Raw genomic sequence first — 15,798 nt, 5'->3', positions numbered from 1 at the left:
TCACAGTGTCAAGGTCAAGCGCGGATGCGCGGGGCGATCAGCAGCTCGGCGGGAACCGGTCGAGCCGGTGCGAACCCCGGCCGCGGGAGGGGCACTACGCTCCGCCAGGGGTCGAGGCCGCGCCGCTCGGCAGCGCGCTCGCGGCTCGCGTCCAGAGACAACCTCGCCGCTGGCGGATTGCGTCAACGGCGATCGGGCCGGCACCGAGGCCGGAGTTCCACGCCGCCGACCGCGCACGGCCGCGCGACCGGCGGCCCAACATTTTCGCGTGGAGGCGTCTCGTCTCGGTGCGGCTTCGGCCGGTTCGAACCGGTGAGCCGTCAACGGCTTTCGCCGATCCCCTCAGCGCTGGCGCCAGCTCAGCGGACCCGGCAGGTCGACACTGTTCTTCTTGCTGCGGGAGTTCCACGACCACGGGCCGATCTTGATACCCCACGAGGACAGACCCGATTGGGTGAAATTGAGTTTCAGCGGCCCGAAGGATCTACGCTGACGATACTTGATGGGCATTAGCGACCTCCCTGACTCGACCCCCGGTTACGGAACCGGTTATCTCCCATTACTTTCCCTGGTCAGAAGAGACCAAACAACGACGAACGAGCCACAACGGCAGCGGTGTGATCGCACGACCGCCCACGGCCCCCGGGAACTGCCCGACCCGCGCTCGACCGGTGCCTGCTGTACGCAAACCGAGCCGGTAGGGTAGCCGCGCAGCCTGGATAATGTTGACGGCCAATGGTTCTCCGTGGTGGAGGTGGGATGGCGCGGACACCCTGCCCCTGCTGGCGTTGACCTTGTCCCGGCTCTACGACGACTATGCCTCCGGCGGAGTTCTCACCCTCGAGCAGTACAGCTCCATCGGGGGGCATCGACCGCGTGGTGCAAACGGAGATCGACGCTCTGCTGGCCACCGATCCCGACGCCAGGCGAGCACAGCTGCGGCTACTGCGGTCGGCGTTCGTGCCCGCGCTGGCGACGATCAACCCCGACAACGATCAGCCGATGCGCCGGATCGCGAGCTGGGCGGAACTCCCGGCCGAAAGCCAACCGCTCATCGATACTTTCGTGAACAAGAGATTGCTCGTCAAAGATCACCCTGACGGCCGGGTCGTCGTCGAGGTCGCGCTGGAAAGCCTGTTGCGGCTTCGGCGACGCGGACGGCACGCTACGGCTGCGGGATACGACCACCGGAGAGCAGATCGGTGCGCCCTGGAACGGCGATGGTGACAGCGCGGTGGTCGCGGTGTCCTTCAGTCCCGACGGCAAACGTGTCGTCAGCGCGGGCTCCAATCACGCCGTGCGGCTGTGGGATACCGCCACCGGCCGACCGATCGGAACGGCGCTGACCGGTCATACCGATCTGGTCGCCGACGTGGTGTTCAGCGCGGACGGCACCGAGGTCGTCTCCGGCGGCCGCGATGGTTCGGTGCGGATCTGGGATGTGGCGAGCATCGCGCTCGCGTACCAGAGTTCGGCGTTCGACGCGCTGGCGGTGAGTCCGGATGGTAGCCGGATCGTGTCCGGCGGTGAAGACGGTGTCGTCCAGTTGTGGGATGTCCGTTCCGGACAGCCGATCGGCAGGCCGCTGACCGGGCACACCGGCGCGGTCACGCGGGTGGCGTTCAGCCCCGACGGACGGCGGATCGCCTCCGCGAGTGTCGATGGCAGCGCACGGTTGTGGAACGCCGACACGGGAGAGCTTTCCGGTGGCCCACTCGTCGGCCACCGTGGGGTGTTGTCGGGTGTGTCCTTCAGCCCGGACGGCGCGCGCCTCGTGACCAGCGGCGAACGCAGGTGGCGCTGGTGGGATGTCGAGAGCGGGCAACCGCTCGACACTCCCCCACCAGTGGGTCATCCGCTGGGTACCGCCGTCACGGTGAGTCCTGACGGCCGTCTCTTGGCCGCAGGCAGCGATCAAGTCGCTTCGGTGCTGCTGTTCGATGTCGCGACCGGTAAAGTGTCGAGCTCACTGGATATGGGTACCGCCGGAAGCGTGCAGAGCGCGGCGTTCAGTCCGGACGGGAAGACGATCGCCTCCGCCGCCGACAGTCGAATCATCCTGTGGGTCGCAGCCTCCGCGAAACAATCAGCCATATTGCAAGGGCATACCGAGGCGGTGTCGAAGGTAGCCTTCAGCTCCGACGGGCGCGTCCTCGCCTCGGTCGGTCTCGACCGGACGATCCGGCTCTGGGACATCCCGAGCGGGCAGCCCCTCGCGGCACCGCTCACCGGCCACAGCGCCGCGACCACCGACGTCGTCTTCCTGCCCGACGGCAAGACCATCGCCACGAGCGGCGTCGACGGCACGATCAAGCTCACGCCGGTGCACTCCGCCGATCCGGCGGGGATATGCGCCAAGCTCACGGTGAATCCGAGTCCCGAGGAATGGGGCGACTTCGTGTCGAAGGCGATCCCGTATACCGAACTCTGCCCAGGTCTGCCGCGCGCTGCCACGCCCTGAGTACGACGCTCCACACGATCGGCGTTGGGCCGTCCCCGACTCATCCAGCACGAGCGGTCCCGGCCACCGAACCCGCCGACCACGACATCGTCACTGCTATTGCGGCACCTACTGCGTCATAGCACCCCGGCGCCATCCGCATAGCCGAACCCGGGACGACCGTAGCGGACCGGCCCTCCGCGCCACCCGCCAACTCGGGCCGACGGCGAACCGCGCCCGCAGGTCCAGTGAGCGAACACGGCGCGACAACCGATAATGCCGCACACTGCTCCCATGACGACGCCCGAGACGCGAACAGGACCGATGTTCCGGTGGACCGAGGTCGGCACCGGCGGTGTGATCGCCCCCGGCGAGCGATTGACCTGGCCGCGCACGATCGGGATCGGGTTGCAGCATGTGGTGGCGATGTTCGGCGCCACCTTCCTCGTGCCGGTACTCACCGGGTTCCCGCCGTCGGCGACGCTGCTATTCTCCGGGATCGGCACCCTGCTGTTCCTGGTGATCACCCGCAACCGGCTGCCGAGCTATCTCGGTTCGAGTTTCGCGATCATCGCGCCGGTCCTCGCGGCCACCGCCTCCGACGGCATGGGTGCGGCCCTCGGCGGGATCGTCGTGGTGGGCGCCCTGCTGATCGTCATCGGCGTGGTGGTGCACTTCGCAGGCACCCACTGGATCGAGGCCCTGATGCCGCCGGTGGTCACCGGCACCATCGTCGCACTCATCGGACTGAACCTGGCGCCGACCGCCGAAACGAACTTCGAGAAGGACCCGATCACGGCCACGGTCGTGCTCATCCTGCTGATCTCGTGTCTCGTACTCTTCCGCGGATTGCTCGGCAGGCTGGCCATCGTCACCAGTGTCGTGCTCGGATATCTCCTGGCACTCGCGCGCGGCGAGGTCGACACGGCGCCAATCGGGAGCGCCGCGTGGGTGGGGCTGCCCGACTTCCACGCGCCGAGCTTCCACCTCTCGGTGATTCCGATGTTCCTGCCGGTGGTGCTGGTACTCGTGGTGGAGAACATCGGGCACGTCAAGTCGATCACCACGATGACCGGTATCGACTACGACCGGCGCATGGGCCGCGCGCTGGCGGCCGACGGCCTGGCGACAGTCCTCGCCGGCAGTGGCGGCGGCTCGGCGACCACCACGTACGCGGAGAACATCGGCGTGATGGCGGCGACGAAGGTGTACTCGACCGCCGCGTACTGGGTGGCAGGCGCCGCCGCCAGCGCGCTCAGCCTCTCACCGAAGGTAGGAGCGGTGATCGCAGCCATCCCGGCCGGTGTGCTCGGTGGTGTCACGACCGCGCTCTACGGCCTGGTCGGGATCCTCGGCGTGCACATCTGGGTGAGCAACCGGGTGGACTTCGGCACACCGATCAACCAGTTCACCGCGGCCATACCGCTGGTCATCGGCATCGCCGACTTCACATGGAAAGTAGGCGATCTCGACTTCGGCGGCATCGCCCTCGGCGCCCTCGCCGCGCTGGCGATCTACCACGCGATGCGGCTGATCGGGCGATGGCGCGGAACGGTCGAACCCCACCACGCGCACGACGAGACCCAGCCGGCGGAACCGACGGACCGCCGCCCGGGCGGCGGTCCGTCCGGTGATTGAACCTCCACACCCCGGGTAGACAGGAGTCGAACACATGTTCTGTCGAGCGTGAGGAGCGACGATGGTACAGCCGAAACCGGAAAAGGATCCGGACCAGTGGACCACCGGCGACGAACCGATGACCGGCCCGCAAGCCTCCTACCTGCGCACTCTGGCCCAGGAAGCGGGTGAGGAGGTGCCCGAGGGCCTGACCAAGGCGGAGGCGTCGCAGCTCATCGACGAGTTGCAGCAGCGCACCGGCCGCGGCGCCTGACCGGCCGGGCTTGCCGCCGCGCCCGGGGTGATCTCGCCAAGGCCTCCGATGGTGGACAGGACTCCGGGCCGCCGGGTTGCCCTGGTACCGACGAAGCGCGTCGAGTCCCAGGCGAGGTGGATGCGCCTGCGGTCCGGAACGCTACTGCTGGAGGACTGACAGGACGTTGCCCGCGGGGTCGGTGAACCAGGCGATCAACGGGCCGCCTCCGCGATGAATGCCTTTCTCGTCCTGCTCGGCGAATTCGTACCGCTCGAAGCGCACGTCGCGGCGCGTGAGTTCATCGACGGCCGCTTCGACATCGGGGACGGGGAAGTTCAATACGGTGAAGGTCGCGGGCGCATGGTCCGGCTTCGGGTACACCAGGACCGTGCCCCCGCCGCCGAGGTGCAGCTGGAGCATCCCGTTCTCCTCGGTGACTCGTATCCCGAGCGTCTCGGCGTAGAACCGCTTCGCCGCCTCGATGTCGTCCACCGAGAATCCACTGAACGCGCTGCTGTCGGTAAGCATTACTCGCCCCTCTCGGTCATCGCAGCCCGGTGCTGCTCATCGAATCGAACGTAGTCGCCATGGGTCGATCGGGGTGGCGAACACACCTCCGTCGCAATCGGCGAGTTCGGCCGGTTATCGACGTCATCGATGCGCCCCGCCATCGCCCGGGAGGGCGGACGCAGGATGATCACCTTCGCCCGGCTGGGAGTTCGCTGCGAAGATCCCCCGCGCCTAGGTTGGCCCGCTCGGTGAATATAGCTAGATGCGCATATCTACGTATATACATGAGTAAGTGCTCCGGGGTGCCGCGATCGGCTTGAACAGGCCTCTCAGCCTGTGCAGCGCCAGACTGTCACCGACACCCGACGACCGACCGCCCCCCGCCCCCGGGAGAACTCGATCGGCACAACCGTAGTGGTCGCGCTGTCAGATGTTCAGCGGAGCGGTGGGCGGGAAGGTGACCGGCAATTCGGTCAGTGCCCGGTGGAAGGGACCCGGCCGCCAGTTCGGTGTCCGGTCCGGCAGATTCAGTTCGATCTCCGGCAGCGCGTCGAGGAGCTGGTCGATCGCCTCTTGCGCGATCAGATAGGCCAAGGATCGCGCCGGGCAGGCGTGCGGGCCGAGGCCCCACGCCAGGTGGGAGCGATTGCCGGTCAGGTCGCCGGTACGGATCGCGGGATCGTTGTTGCACGCCGCCATGCTGATGACGACGGGCTGGTGTGCGGGCAGCCAGACGCCGTCGATGAGGATCGGGTGGCGGGGATAGGTGATCAGCAGGTTCGCCAGGGGCGGGTCGTTGAACAAGACCTCGTCGAGGGCATCGCGAGACGACAGGTTGCCGCCGAGGAAGCTGTCGCCGAAGCGCTCGTCGGTGAGGATCAGCAGCAGGGTGTTGGTGATCAGATTCAGCTCGAATTCGATCCCGGTTCCGTAGACCTGGGACACATGGTGAGACGCCTCCACGTCGTCCAGCCGGGCGGAATGCTGGAGCAGGACCGAGGTGATGTCGCGTTGCGGTTCGGCGCGCTTGAGCGCCACCAGTTTCATCAGCGCCTCCCCGAGCATCTGATTGCCCTTCTCGGCGTCGACACCCTCGAGCAGGGCAGCGGTACCGGCGGCGACCTGCCCTCCGATCTCAGGCGGGCAGCCCAGCAGATAGTTCACGACCTCGAATACGAGGGGGAACACATATTGGCGGATCAGGTCGGCATTGCCGTCCTGGCAGAAGGAGTTGATCAGCGGAACGGCCAGTCCCTCGACGACGGCGTGGAGGGCGTACAGATCCACCTCATCGATGCTCGCGGTGATCGCCCCCCGGTAGCGGGTGAAGTCGGACCCGGTGCTGCGACTGGCCATGGGCCGCCACTCCAGGAGCGGGAGGATGGGGCAGTCGGCCGGGATGTTCTTCTGCCAAGCGCGTGGGTCGGCGGGGAAATGCTCGGGATCGTTGAGGATTCGCACCGCGGTGCCGTAGCCGATCACCAAGGTGGCGGGAACGCCGGGCGCCAACTCCACCGGCGCCAAAGACCCGTACTGTCGGCGCATTTCGCGGTAGGCACGGTGCGGCTCGGCCGCGAACTCGGGCGAATACAGGGGCACCCGTGTGTCGTCCGAATCGATCGGCGAGCCGTGCACAACCGGGCAGGTCGGCGCTGGAACCTCGGACTGCGGCGTACTCAAGAAGCAAACTCCCAAACTGTCGGTATGCACTGCACGATTGCTGATATACCGGCTCACCGCTCGAGCGAGAAGCGGATCGCCGGGGGCTACGCCGGAACCGGTCGATGGTATAGCGCGCACGCATCGGCCTCGTCAGAGCACGAGAACGTGCTGACCAGAATGTTTTTCGGTCCCGTGCAGCCGGAGTTCCGTCCGGCCACTACACAGCGATGGGCAGCGGAACAGAGTTCTATCAGACTCCGAGCGCATCCAGCGAATCGTGATCGTAGATGGCCGTGGTGATTCGCTTCAGCAGCGTCAAGCACGTCTCCACCGGTTGCATCTCGGGCTGGTACACCGCCCTGCCGATCGTGAACGCCCACGCCGCGTAGGCGAACATGGATTGTTGCCGGTAGGCCAGCCACGCGTCGTCGAAGGCCGGGGCACGGCCGTCGAGGGGGCCGAGTTCGTCGAGGTAGGCCGCCAGCAGTTCACGGTCCCAGGCCCGGCGATCTTCGGGCTCGCATCCCGAGTTGACGGTGTAGGCGAAGTCGTGCGCCCAACCGCCCCGCATCACCACCTGCCAGTCGACGAATCCCATTCGCCCGGAATCGGTTCGGTAGGTCTGGCCGATGTGCGGGTCACCGTGCAGCAGGGTCGGGGGCAGCTCGTTCGTCGCCTTGTCGATCGCTCGCTCGACACCGGCCCACAGCCGATCCGCTTGCCCGTGCAGCGCCTCGGGCACCACTTCCTCGGCCCGCCGCAGTCCGACCTCGCAACGCTTCTTCATGTCGATGGCGGCGAGATATGCCTGGAGGGCTTCGGTCGTGGTTTTGAGGTCCGTGATCGATGGGTGGATCCAGAAGGCGCGGTGCAGCCGAGCGAGATTGCGCACCAGATCTTCGATCTGGTCGCGGGCGATGGGGGCGTTCGGCTCGATGAACCGCGCACCGCGGGTCGAGGCGATGTCTTCCATCAGAGCGATCGAACGCCACGACCCGGCGTCGGCGGCGCCCCAGTAGCCGAACGGGGCCTCGATATCGACCCGCGGCCGGAAGTCCCTGAAGAAACGGGTTTCACCGTCGATCATCTTCCCGCCGCCGAGCAGAATCCGCTGCGAGAAGGCTGTTGTCGTCTTCGCGAAGAGATCGGTCGGCAAATTCGCCTGCTTGCCCGCGTCGTTGTACTCCACGCGGATCGCTACGCGAGTCGACGTTCCGCGGCTGCCGTCGGAGGTTTCGAACGAGAGCACCTCGGCCCCGGGGACATCGCGGCACAGGACTGCCGTCAGCCACTGCGCTGTCACCGTTTCGCCGGACACCGGGACGTCGTCGATGTCCCGCGCCTTCGGCCGGAAAATCCTCTCGCCCATGATGTGAGCACCGACCGTGACAGACCGTCCGAGCAGCCAGAGCTTGTGGTTCATTCGCTTGCCTCGATTCCGGAATACGACTCGACCGCCCGGGCGACTGGATGCCTGGCGCACGGGCCCGCAGGACAGTAACCCATCCTCTCGAAAAGCCCTTCCGGCGATGCGATTGCCGAACCCCCTCGGCGAGAACGGCTCCGGGCTGACATGCGCACGAGCCCCACCGGACTTCTCACCCGTGGGACGAGGGGGCGTCGGGCAGCCGTCCTCGCGGCCCGTGATCTCGCCCGCCGCGTCATCGCCCCGCTGATCACCACCCCGGCGCGCCGGCCCTGACGTCGAGCACCCTTTCTGCCACAGTAGGCCGGGCCGCCCGCGTCACCTGAGACGACCGCGTATCACTCGCCCCGAGCGGACCTCGCGGCCTGCGCCGCGTCCTTTTCCGCCTCGTCGAGTTTGCGGGTGTCGCGCGGTTCGGCGAAGGGCTGGATGTCCTCCGGCAATCCCTGGGCGATGGCTTTGCCGTGATCGAGTTCGGCGTTGATCTCCGCTCCCAGCAACAGCGCGATGTTGGTCAGCCACAACCACACGAGGAAGATCACGACACCCGCCATCGACCCGTAGGTCTTGTCGTAGGAGGAGAAGTTGGCGATGTAGACCGCGAACAACACCGAGACGATCAGCCAGATGAGGACCGCGATGACACCGCCGGGGCTGATCCATTTCACCCCGCCTTGCCTGGCGTTCGGGCTGGCCCAGAACAGGATGGCGAGCAGCACCGACAGGAGCACGAACAGCACCGGCCATTTGGCGATGTTCCAGAGCGTCACCGCGGTGTTCCCGAGACCGAGAAAATCGCCGATCTGATGGGCGACCGGCCCGCTCGCCACCACGATGGCGGTGCTGATCACCAGGAGGATCACCGCGACGAGGGTGACGCCGAGCCGGATAGGCGCGGTCTTCCAGATCGGGCGCCCCTCCCCGATGCCGTAGACGACGTTCGAGGCACGCATGAACGCCGCGACGTAGCCCGACGCCGACCACAGCGCGATGGCGAGACCGAATATGGCCCCGAGGCCCGCGCCTTGCTTGTTGGCCTGGGCTTGGGTGATGAGCGTATGTACGAATTCGGCGCTCGATCCCGGCGCGATCTGCTGCGTCTGGTTCATGAGTTCCTCGGCGGCATTCGGCCCCAGCAGCCCGAGCAGCGAAACCAGGACGATGAGGCCCGGCACGATCGACAACACCGCGTAGTAGGTGAGCGCGGCCGCCAGGTCGGTCAAGTTGTCGCGCTGGAACTCCCTGCCCGCGCGTTTGACCACCGCGAGCAACGATGGTTTCGACAGTTCGACCGGGCTGCTCGGCTCGTTCGGGTCCAGATCCGGCCTGGCTCCGGTATCGGTCGCGCGGCCTCGTGCCTCGACGCGGTTGCGCGTACTCGACGAGTCGACAGCCTCGTCCTCGTGCCGGTTCAGTCTGCCGCGATCTGTAGCCATGTCGGTTCGCCTCGCTCGAACGCATCTCTCGGTCACGCGCGTGAAGGTCCAAGCACTTCCGCGCTGAACGAGTGGTGCCCGAAGCAGCACTTCTGAAACACCCGACCCCCGTCGCCTCCGGTGACTCGGTCATCGAGATCCGAGGTCGTTCGGTCGGAGCGCGGTGGCGCAACGCCGACCACGCGGTGGGGAACCTGTCCCTCGCGCACCATCGCGATTCCACACCGGGCGAGCGCCGAGCTCACCCGCGGCGTGCGCTAGGGTTCGAACCCGTGTCCAAGCTGCGGCGGCGCGTGGCCGAGGCTGCGGAAGCGGCTCTGGCCCAGCGCAAATACGTGTCGGCGGTCGATGTGTTCGCCGTTCTGGGGTGGGTGCGATCCAGCCATGTCGATCGCTGGCGGCAGGGGCAGGTGCCGTCGTTGGAGCAGGTCACGGCGGTGGACGGGCGGCGGATGCACGATGCGGCGCAACTGCTGGGCGAATGGGCCCGTGAGCGCGACCTCACCGCGAGTACAGCGGCGTATCTGTCGGGCGGGCGCGATCGCGAAGCGCTGCGGTTCGTCGACACCGGCGAAGACGAGGTGTTCCGGGTGCACTGGCTGTCGGGAAAGCTCACCCCGGCGCAGCGCGAACAGGTCGTCCAACGCCAGAACCGTGCCCCGGATCTGACGGTGGTCGAGGCCGCTGAGCCGTGGACCTGCACCGAGTGCGCCGAGACAGGCCCGTATCTGATCACCTCCGCCGCCGGACCGCTGTGCCTGACGTGTTCGGACCTCGACCATCTGGAGTTCCTGCCCGCCGGGAACGCGGCGCTGAGCCGGCGCGCTAAGAAGGAGAGCCCACTCGCGGCCGTCGTGGTGCGCTTGAACCAGCGGCGTAAGCGCTACGAACGGCTCGGCATCCTCGTCGAGGAGGCCGCCCTGACCCGCGCCGAACAGCAATGCCTGGCCGACGACGATGCCCGCGCCCGCCGCCGCGAGCGCGACCGCGTCCGCCGCGCAGCCCAGGACGTCGAATACCGCGCCCGCATGTCCGACGAAATCCAACGGCTGTTCCCCGGCTGTCCCACCGATCGTGCCGCCGAGATCGCCGAACACGCCGCCGCCCGCGGCAGCGGCCGGGTAGGCCGCACCGCCGCAGCCAAACTCCTCTCCCCCGAAGCGCTCACCCTCGCCGTCATAGCCTCCATCCGCCACCGCGACACCGACTACGACCACCTCCTCATGACCGGCATCCCCCGCAGAGAGGCCAGGGCCTGCATCCGCCCCACCGTCGACCAAGTGCTCGAAACCTGGCGCGGCTGAGACGCGGCCGCGTCACCCGAGGAGCGAGAACCGCCCCCCACCGTTCGATATGCCGACCGAGGAGCCGCGTGGACCGCGTCAACAGGCCTACCGCCGACTCCGCCAGGCCTGTAGGGCCGCTGCCGTCAACACGTCGCCGTGGCCCACACAGACGACGTCGACGTCCAACTGGGTCAGCCGGTGGGCGGCCGCCTCGACGGCGGCGCTGTCCAGGTTGAACACACCCGGCATTGTGACACCGCGGACATTGGCGAGTGTGTCGCCGGTGAACAGCACACGGTGACGCGGCAGATGCAACGCCACACTGCCCTCCGTGTGGCCGGGGACGGCCAATACTTCCGCGCCGCCGCCGAAGTCGAGTACCTCACCATCGCGCAATTCGCGGTGCACGGGGGCCGGGCGCGGAGGCGGGCCCAGTTCCAGGGCGTCGGCGATCGGACGTTCCCAGTCGCGCAGCACGGGCGCCGGTTGCGGACGTTCGCCCCGCACGATATCGGCATCGGCGTGATGGACCCAGATCTCCGCTCCCCACTCGGCGAGCTCGGCCGCCGACCCGATGTGATCGTCGTGGGCGTGGGTGAGAATCACGCGCCGTACTCGGTCAGCGGTGATGCCCAGCGCATCGAGTCCTCTTCCGATCTCTTCGGCCGCGCCGGGCAGCGCGCAGTCGATCAGCGTCACCTCCGCGCCGTCGTTCCACACATAGACGTTGAGGTCGTTCACTTCGGCGAACCGCAGCGCCGAAAGCTGGGGCGACACAGGCACGATTTCCACACGGCGAAGCTACCCGCGACAAGCCGCGATACCCGCTCGATCTGCTTCAGGCAGAAAGACAACACCTCGGCATCGACGATCTGTTACGCGGTAGCGGCTTCCGGCCCGGGCGGTGGAAATTCTCATCCGACACCGGACACGGATTTCGTCGTCAGGTATCCGGCCAGACCCTCGCGGCCGAACTCGCGGCCGATGCCGCTGGCCTTGACTCCGCCGAAGGGCGCGACGGGATCCATGCTGTAGGCCTGGTTGATGCCGAAGCTTCCGCTGCGGATACGGCGCGCGACCGCGAGCGCCCGGTCCGGATCACTCGACCAGACCGAGCCCGACAATCCGTAGTCGGTGTCGTCGGCGATCGCGATCGCCTCGTCGTCGCCGGTGTAGGGGATGACGGTCAGGACGGGGCCGAAGATCTCCTCGCGGGCGATCCGCATCCGTGGGTCGACCTCGGTGAAGAGAGTGGGGCGGACGTACCACCCCCGGTCACAGCCGACCGGCATGTCCGTGCCGCCGACGGCCGGTCGCGCGCCCTCGCGGATTCCGGTGTCGATGTAGCCGCGCACCCGGGCCTGCTGGCGTTCGGACACCATCGGGCCGATGTCGGTCGCCTCGTCGAAGGGGTCGCCCACGCGCAGCGACCACACCATCTCGCTGAGCGCTTCCACGTACTCCCGATACCGATTGCGGGGCAGCAGGATTCGCGCTTGCACAACGCAGGCCTGACCGCCGTTCATGAGCGCGGCCACTCTGATCCCGTCGGCGACCTGCCCGGGATCGGCGTCGTCCAGCACCACCGCCGCCGATTTGCCGCCCAGTTCGAGGCTCACCCGGCGCAGCGCAGGCGCGCAGGCGGCGGCGACCTGCCGTCCCGCGGCGGTGGAGCCGGTGAACGACACCTTGTCCACGCCGGGGTGGGCGACGAGATGGGCGCCGATGGCACGGTCCCCCGGCAGGATGCTGACCACTCCGGGCGGAATACCGCTGTGCCGCAGAAGATCGGCCATCAGGTAGGCGTCCAGCGGCGTCTCCGGGGAGGGTTTCAGCACCACGGTGCATCCTGCCAGGAGCGCGGGGATCAGCTTGGCGACGGTGAGGAACATCGGCATGTTCCACGGCACGATCGCCGCGACGACACCGACGGGCTCGTGACAGACCAGGACGCCCGCGCCGAAGTAGCCGGGCCGGGTCTCCTCCCACGGGAAGTTCGCGGCGATGTCGGTGAGCGAGCGCATCATCACCCCGGGCAGCCGAGCGTGCGCGGAGCGCGAGAACCGCAGGGGTGCGCCCATTTCCGCGGTGATCAGGCGGGCGAGTTCGTCCTCGCGCTCGGTGTAGCGGTCGGCGAGGTCGCGAACGATGCCGATGCGTTCCTCGGCACCGAAGCCCCGCCACGGGCCGTGGTCGAAGGCTTCCCTGGCCGCGGCCACGGCAAGGTCGACATCGCGGGCGTCGGGCGCCGCGAGCCGCGCGATCACCGTCTCGGTGTGCGGTGCGACCACCTCGAGGGTGCGGTCGGTGCTGGGGGCACGCCATTCGCCGCCGATGAACAGGCTGGTGTGTTCACGCATCGGACAGTCCGGTCAGGGCCGGTAGGCGGCGATGTCGCGGAGCAGCCGCACGACCGGCGGCGGATCGAGTTGCAAGCCCACCGGCGCCGACATCTCCCCGGAGCGGGACTTCTGTCCGAGCGCCGCGCGCACGGCCTCGAGGTCGCTCGCCTCGATCTCGTAGAGCGCGATGTAACTGGGGTCGCCGTCGACGGTGGCGAGGCGGCGGGCGGAGACGACGCCGTCGAGCTCGCACATCTCGGCGAGGTGGGTGTTCTCGTACCAGTCGTGGTAGGCGGCGGCCTCCTCGGCCGAGTTCGGGCGCGATTCGACGAAGAGAATTCCGGTGGGCATGTGCCTTCTCCTGGCGTGACGGGGTTTATCGGACGGGCACCGCGGCGGCGCGGTCGGCGGTCGTATTCTTGTGCACGACACCGCCTTTCATCACGAACCGCACCTGTTCGGTGACGGTGATGTCGCGGGTGGGATCGCCGGGAACGGCGATGATGTCGGCGAGCAGGCCGGGGGCGAGCCTGCCGCGATCCTCGGCGCCGACGAGTTCGGCGCTGGTGACGGTGGCGGCGCGCAGCGCTTGGGCGGGGGTCATTCCCCGGTCGACCATCGCCCACAGCTCCTTGGCGTTGTCGCCGTGCGGAACGGCCGGAGCGTCGGTGCCGCAGGCGATCTTGACGCCGGCCTCGATGGCCTTGCCGAGCATGCGCCGCGCCTGCGGGAACACGGCCGCGGCCTTCTCCTGTAGGGCTGGCGGCGCTTTGGACACGTCGAGACCCTCGGACAGGTAGCTGGTCGGAACCAGGAACGTGCCGTGCTCCACCATCATGGCGATGGTGTCGTCACCGGCCAGTGACCCGTGTTCGATGCAATCGACACCGGCCCGGATGCACGCGCGAATTCCGGCGTCGCCGTGCGCGTGCGCGGCCACCTTCAGCCCGGCGCGATGGGCTTCGTCGACGATGGCGCGCAGTTCCTCATCGGAGTACTGCTGGGTGCCCGGAGCGGTGCTGTGCGACATGACCCCGCCCGATGCCGAGATCTTGATGACTCCCGCACCGTACTTGATCTGATACCGCACCGCGTGCCGCACCTGGTCGACGCCGTTGGCCAGGCCCTCCTCCACCGACAGCGGCATGATGTGCGGGGCAAGACGCTGGAACATGGTCGGATCCAGGTGGCCCCCGGTCGGTGTGATGGCGTGGCCCGCCGACACGATCCGCGGACCGGGGAACCAGCCCTGTTCGATGGCGCGGTGCAGGTCGACGTCGAGCAGGTATCCGCCGGTCTTCACCATCAGCCCGAGGTTGCGGACGGTGGTGAAACCGGCCAGCAGCGTCGTGCGGGCATTGATCGTGGCGCGCAGCGTGCGATAGACCGGGTCGTCCTGCACTCCGTGCATCGGGCTGGGCAACCCGGATGGATTCTCCGGGCCGCCGATGAGCAGGTTGATCTCCATGTCCATCAGCCCGGGCAGCAAGGTGGTGTCGCCCAGATCGAGCACCGTGGCGTCGGCGGGTGCCAAGGTGGGGTCCACCGCCTCGATGTATTCGCCGCGCACCACGATCACGGCGGGGCTGTGCACCTCGCCGGTCACCACGTCGACCCGGCGGGCGGCCCGCAGCACGACGGTCTCGGTGCTCATGGCCGCGGCTCGATCAGGCAGTCGAGCATCGCCGCACCGGAGTCGGGGACGCGGGGCTGGCTCCACACCTCCACCGGGAAGGAGACCATGACCATCGAGTACAGCAGCCACAGCAGGCGCCGGGTGTCGTCGGGCAGCTCGTCGAGCGCGAACTCGTCCAGGTACTTCATCGCCGCTTCGGCGCGGGGGGTGATCGCGTCGTAGAAGCGCTGCATGTCGTCCATCGAGCTGGCCAGGCGCCGGGCGTAGCGCTCCGGTTCGGTTTCCAGGCACCAGGTTTCGGCGAAGGGTTCGAGGTCGGCGAACTCCGACGGCAGCAGGGCGTTCATCGGGTGCCCGCCTCGGTGCGCTCGTTCCGGTAGGACTGCACCCACTCGCCTGCCACCTTGTGCAGGTGGCGCAGCAGGATCTCCTGGTCGTTGAGCGGGAATGTGGTGACGGCGCGCGATTCGAGCATCGTCTGCGTGGCTTCGAGGGTGTTGCCGTCCTGCAGGGCGTACTCCTTGAAGGTGACCGCCGCCATCTCGTGGGCGACTCGTTCACGCGGGGTGCGGGCGGGCACGAAATACAGATTGCCCTCGAAGATGTGGCGATTGTGGCTGGTCGGCCAGTAGTGATAGGTCAGGTACCAGCCTCCGGACCAGATGAGGATCACGAAATTGGGCCACAGCTGGAAGGAATCCAGCCCCCACGGATCACATTTCGCCGGGTTCAGCCCAGGCGGCATCGGGCCCAGTTCCGGCTTCTCCCACGGCCCGAACAACCCGCTGCGGGTGATGTCCTCCATCGGCTTGCGCATGGTGGGGTCGAGTTCCCAGGCGACCACGCCGGAGGTGCTGACCAAGCGGTGCGGGCCGTCCAACTGATAGTGCGGCGCTTCGAATCCGGCCTGCTGCGCGGCGGTCGAGTAATTGTCCGGCGTCTGCTTCGCGTGCAGCACGGGCGCGTGATAGAACTCCTGGAAGGCGTCCATGTACAGCTTCCAGTTGGCACCGACCTCGGCCCGGTAGTAGTACCGGTCGGTCATGCGGTCGAAGGGGTAGCCCTCCAAAGCCGTCACCATCGGACCCAAGAACTCCCGCAACGTCTGCGACGGCTCAGCAGCCAAATTCACGAAAATAAAACCCGCCCACACCTCGCAATGCACCACAGCAAGCCCGAACCGACCC

The 15,798-nt window shown here is 67.7% G+C and carries 16 protein-coding genes; 5 read left to right on the top strand and 11 right to left on the bottom strand.

The features are described from left to right. Nucleotides 1–342: 342 nt before the first annotated feature. Nucleotides 343–510, bottom strand: coding sequence for a DUF4236 domain-containing protein (locus tag NG1_RS35230; RefSeq protein WP_084498734.1), 168 nt, complete (start codon nt 508–510; stop codon nt 343–345). A gap of 366 nt (nt 511–876) precedes the next feature. Between NG1_RS35230 and NG1_RS06400 the strand changes: the two genes are divergently transcribed. The 4 genes from NG1_RS06400 to NG1_RS06385 all read left to right on the top strand — a co-directional run bounded on the left by NG1_RS06400 (nt 877) and on the right by NG1_RS06385 (nt 4,331). Next, nucleotides 877–1,227, top strand: a complete 351-nt coding sequence (locus NG1_RS06400; protein ID WP_062968954.1) for a hypothetical protein — start codon at nt 877–879, stop codon at nt 1,225–1,227. Nucleotides 1,228–1,234: 7 nt separating this feature from the next. Then, nucleotides 1,235–2,461 carry a WD40 repeat domain-containing protein gene (locus tag NG1_RS06395; protein ID WP_062968952.1) on the top strand — a complete coding sequence of 409 codons (1,227 nt, stop codon included), beginning with the start codon at nt 1,235–1,237 and terminating at the stop codon, nt 2,459–2,461. A 303-nt stretch (nt 2,462–2,764) separates the two neighbouring features. After that, nucleotides 2,765–4,078 (top strand): uracil-xanthine permease family protein, encoded by a 1,314-nt coding sequence (locus NG1_RS06390; protein ID WP_062969320.1) that lies wholly within the window; start codon nt 2,765–2,767, stop codon nt 4,076–4,078. Between the two features lie 61 nt (nt 4,079–4,139). Continuing rightward, nucleotides 4,140–4,331, top strand: coding sequence for a DUF3072 domain-containing protein (locus tag NG1_RS06385; protein WP_062968950.1), 192 nt, complete (start codon nt 4,140–4,142; stop codon nt 4,329–4,331). Between the two features lie 141 nt (nt 4,332–4,472). Here NG1_RS06385 and NG1_RS06380 read toward each other — a convergent pair whose 3' ends face one another. From NG1_RS06380 to NG1_RS06365, 4 genes are all read right to left on the bottom strand, one after another. Continuing rightward, the gene (locus tag NG1_RS06380) at nt 4,473–4,841 is read right to left on the bottom strand and encodes a VOC family protein (RefSeq protein WP_062968948.1); all 369 of its coding nucleotides are present in this window, start codon (nt 4,839–4,841) and stop codon (nt 4,473–4,475) included. Nucleotides 4,842–5,249: 408 nt separating this feature from the next. Then, complete coding sequence (locus NG1_RS06375) at nt 5,250–6,503, bottom strand: cytochrome P450 family protein (protein ID WP_062968946.1); 1,254 nt, start codon at nt 6,501–6,503, stop codon at nt 5,250–5,252. A 232-nt stretch (nt 6,504–6,735) separates the two neighbouring features. Further along, nucleotides 6,736–7,854 (bottom strand): phosphotransferase, encoded by a 1,119-nt coding sequence (locus NG1_RS06370; RefSeq protein WP_245659804.1) that lies wholly within the window; start codon nt 7,852–7,854, stop codon nt 6,736–6,738. 395 nt (nt 7,855–8,249) lie between these two features. Beyond that, nucleotides 8,250–9,347 (bottom strand): YihY/virulence factor BrkB family protein, encoded by a 1,098-nt coding sequence (locus NG1_RS06365; protein ID WP_062968941.1) that lies wholly within the window; start codon nt 9,345–9,347, stop codon nt 8,250–8,252. Between the two features lie 272 nt (nt 9,348–9,619). On the opposite strand from NG1_RS06365, the gene NG1_RS06360 reads away from it, so the two are divergent. Beyond that, nucleotides 9,620–10,651, top strand: a complete 1,032-nt coding sequence (locus NG1_RS06360; protein ID WP_062969319.1) for a DUF2293 domain-containing protein — start codon at nt 9,620–9,622, stop codon at nt 10,649–10,651. An 87-nt stretch (nt 10,652–10,738) separates the two neighbouring features. Here NG1_RS06360 and NG1_RS06355 read toward each other — a convergent pair whose 3' ends face one another. The 6 genes from NG1_RS06355 to NG1_RS06330 form a co-directional block, all read right to left on the bottom strand. Continuing rightward, nucleotides 10,739–11,425 carry an MBL fold metallo-hydrolase gene (locus tag NG1_RS06355; protein WP_062968939.1) on the bottom strand — a complete coding sequence of 229 codons (687 nt, stop codon included), beginning with the start codon at nt 11,423–11,425 and terminating at the stop codon, nt 10,739–10,741. Nucleotides 11,426–11,547: 122 nt separating this feature from the next. Next, nucleotides 11,548–12,993 (bottom strand): aldehyde dehydrogenase, encoded by a 1,446-nt coding sequence (locus NG1_RS06350; protein ID WP_062968937.1) that lies wholly within the window; start codon nt 12,991–12,993, stop codon nt 11,548–11,550. A gap of 12 nt (nt 12,994–13,005) precedes the next feature. After that, a complete protein-coding gene (locus tag NG1_RS06345) occupies nt 13,006–13,326 on the bottom strand; it encodes a DUF4286 family protein (RefSeq protein ID WP_062968935.1) in 321 nt (106 codons plus the stop codon). Between the two features lie 25 nt (nt 13,327–13,351). Further along, nucleotides 13,352–14,629: a metal-dependent hydrolase family protein gene (locus NG1_RS06340; protein ID WP_062968933.1), complete on the bottom strand. Its 1,278-nt coding sequence runs from the start codon at nt 14,627–14,629 to the stop codon at nt 13,352–13,354. Then, nucleotides 14,626–14,958, bottom strand: a complete 333-nt coding sequence (locus tag NG1_RS06335; RefSeq protein ID WP_062968931.1) for a hypothetical protein — start codon at nt 14,956–14,958, stop codon at nt 14,626–14,628. The genes NG1_RS06340 and NG1_RS06335 overlap by 4 nt, the downstream gene beginning before the upstream one ends. Then, the coding region (locus tag NG1_RS06330) for an aromatic ring-hydroxylating dioxygenase subunit alpha (RefSeq protein WP_281218108.1) at nt 14,955–15,798 on the bottom strand (844 nt) is incomplete at its 5' end. The genes NG1_RS06330 and NG1_RS06335, both read right to left, overlap by 4 nt.

Source organism: Nocardia gamkensis NBRC 108242 (assembly GCF_001612985.1).
Taxonomy (GTDB): domain Bacteria; phylum Actinomycetota; class Actinomycetes; order Mycobacteriales; family Mycobacteriaceae; genus Nocardia; species Nocardia gamkensis.
This window is presented reverse-complemented; position numbering and strand designations above follow the sequence as displayed.

Bases quoted from the DNA above. Each gene is read 5' to 3' on its own strand.
- NG1_RS06385 (WP_062968950.1), top strand. From the start codon at position 4,140: ATGGTACAGCCGAAACCGGAAAAGGATCCGGACCAGTGGACCACCGGC.
- NG1_RS06340 (WP_062968933.1), bottom strand. From the start codon at position 14,629: ATGAGCACCGAGACCGTCGTGCTGCGGGCCGCCCGCCGGGTCGACGTG.
- NG1_RS06345 (WP_062968935.1), bottom strand. From the start codon at position 13,326: ATGCCCACCGGAATTCTCTTCGTCGAATCGCGCCCGAACTCGGCCGAG.
- NG1_RS06370 (WP_245659804.1), bottom strand. From the start codon at position 7,854: ATGGGCGAGAGGATTTTCCGGCCGAAGGCGCGGGACATCGACGACGTC.
- NG1_RS06380 (WP_062968948.1), bottom strand. From the start codon at position 4,841: ATGCTTACCGACAGCAGCGCGTTCAGTGGATTCTCGGTGGACGACATC.
- NG1_RS06350 (WP_062968937.1), bottom strand. From the start codon at position 12,993: ATGCGTGAACACACCAGCCTGTTCATCGGCGGCGAATGGCGTGCCCCC.
- NG1_RS06390 (WP_062969320.1), top strand. From the start codon at position 2,765: ATGTTCCGGTGGACCGAGGTCGGCACCGGCGGTGTGATCGCCCCCGGC.
- NG1_RS06365 (WP_062968941.1), bottom strand. From the start codon at position 9,347: ATGGCTACAGATCGCGGCAGACTGAACCGGCACGAGGACGAGGCTGTC.
- NG1_RS06335 (WP_062968931.1), bottom strand. From the start codon at position 14,958: ATGAACGCCCTGCTGCCGTCGGAGTTCGCCGACCTCGAACCCTTCGCC.
- NG1_RS35230 (WP_084498734.1), bottom strand. From the start codon at position 510: ATGCCCATCAAGTATCGTCAGCGTAGATCCTTCGGGCCGCTGAAACTC.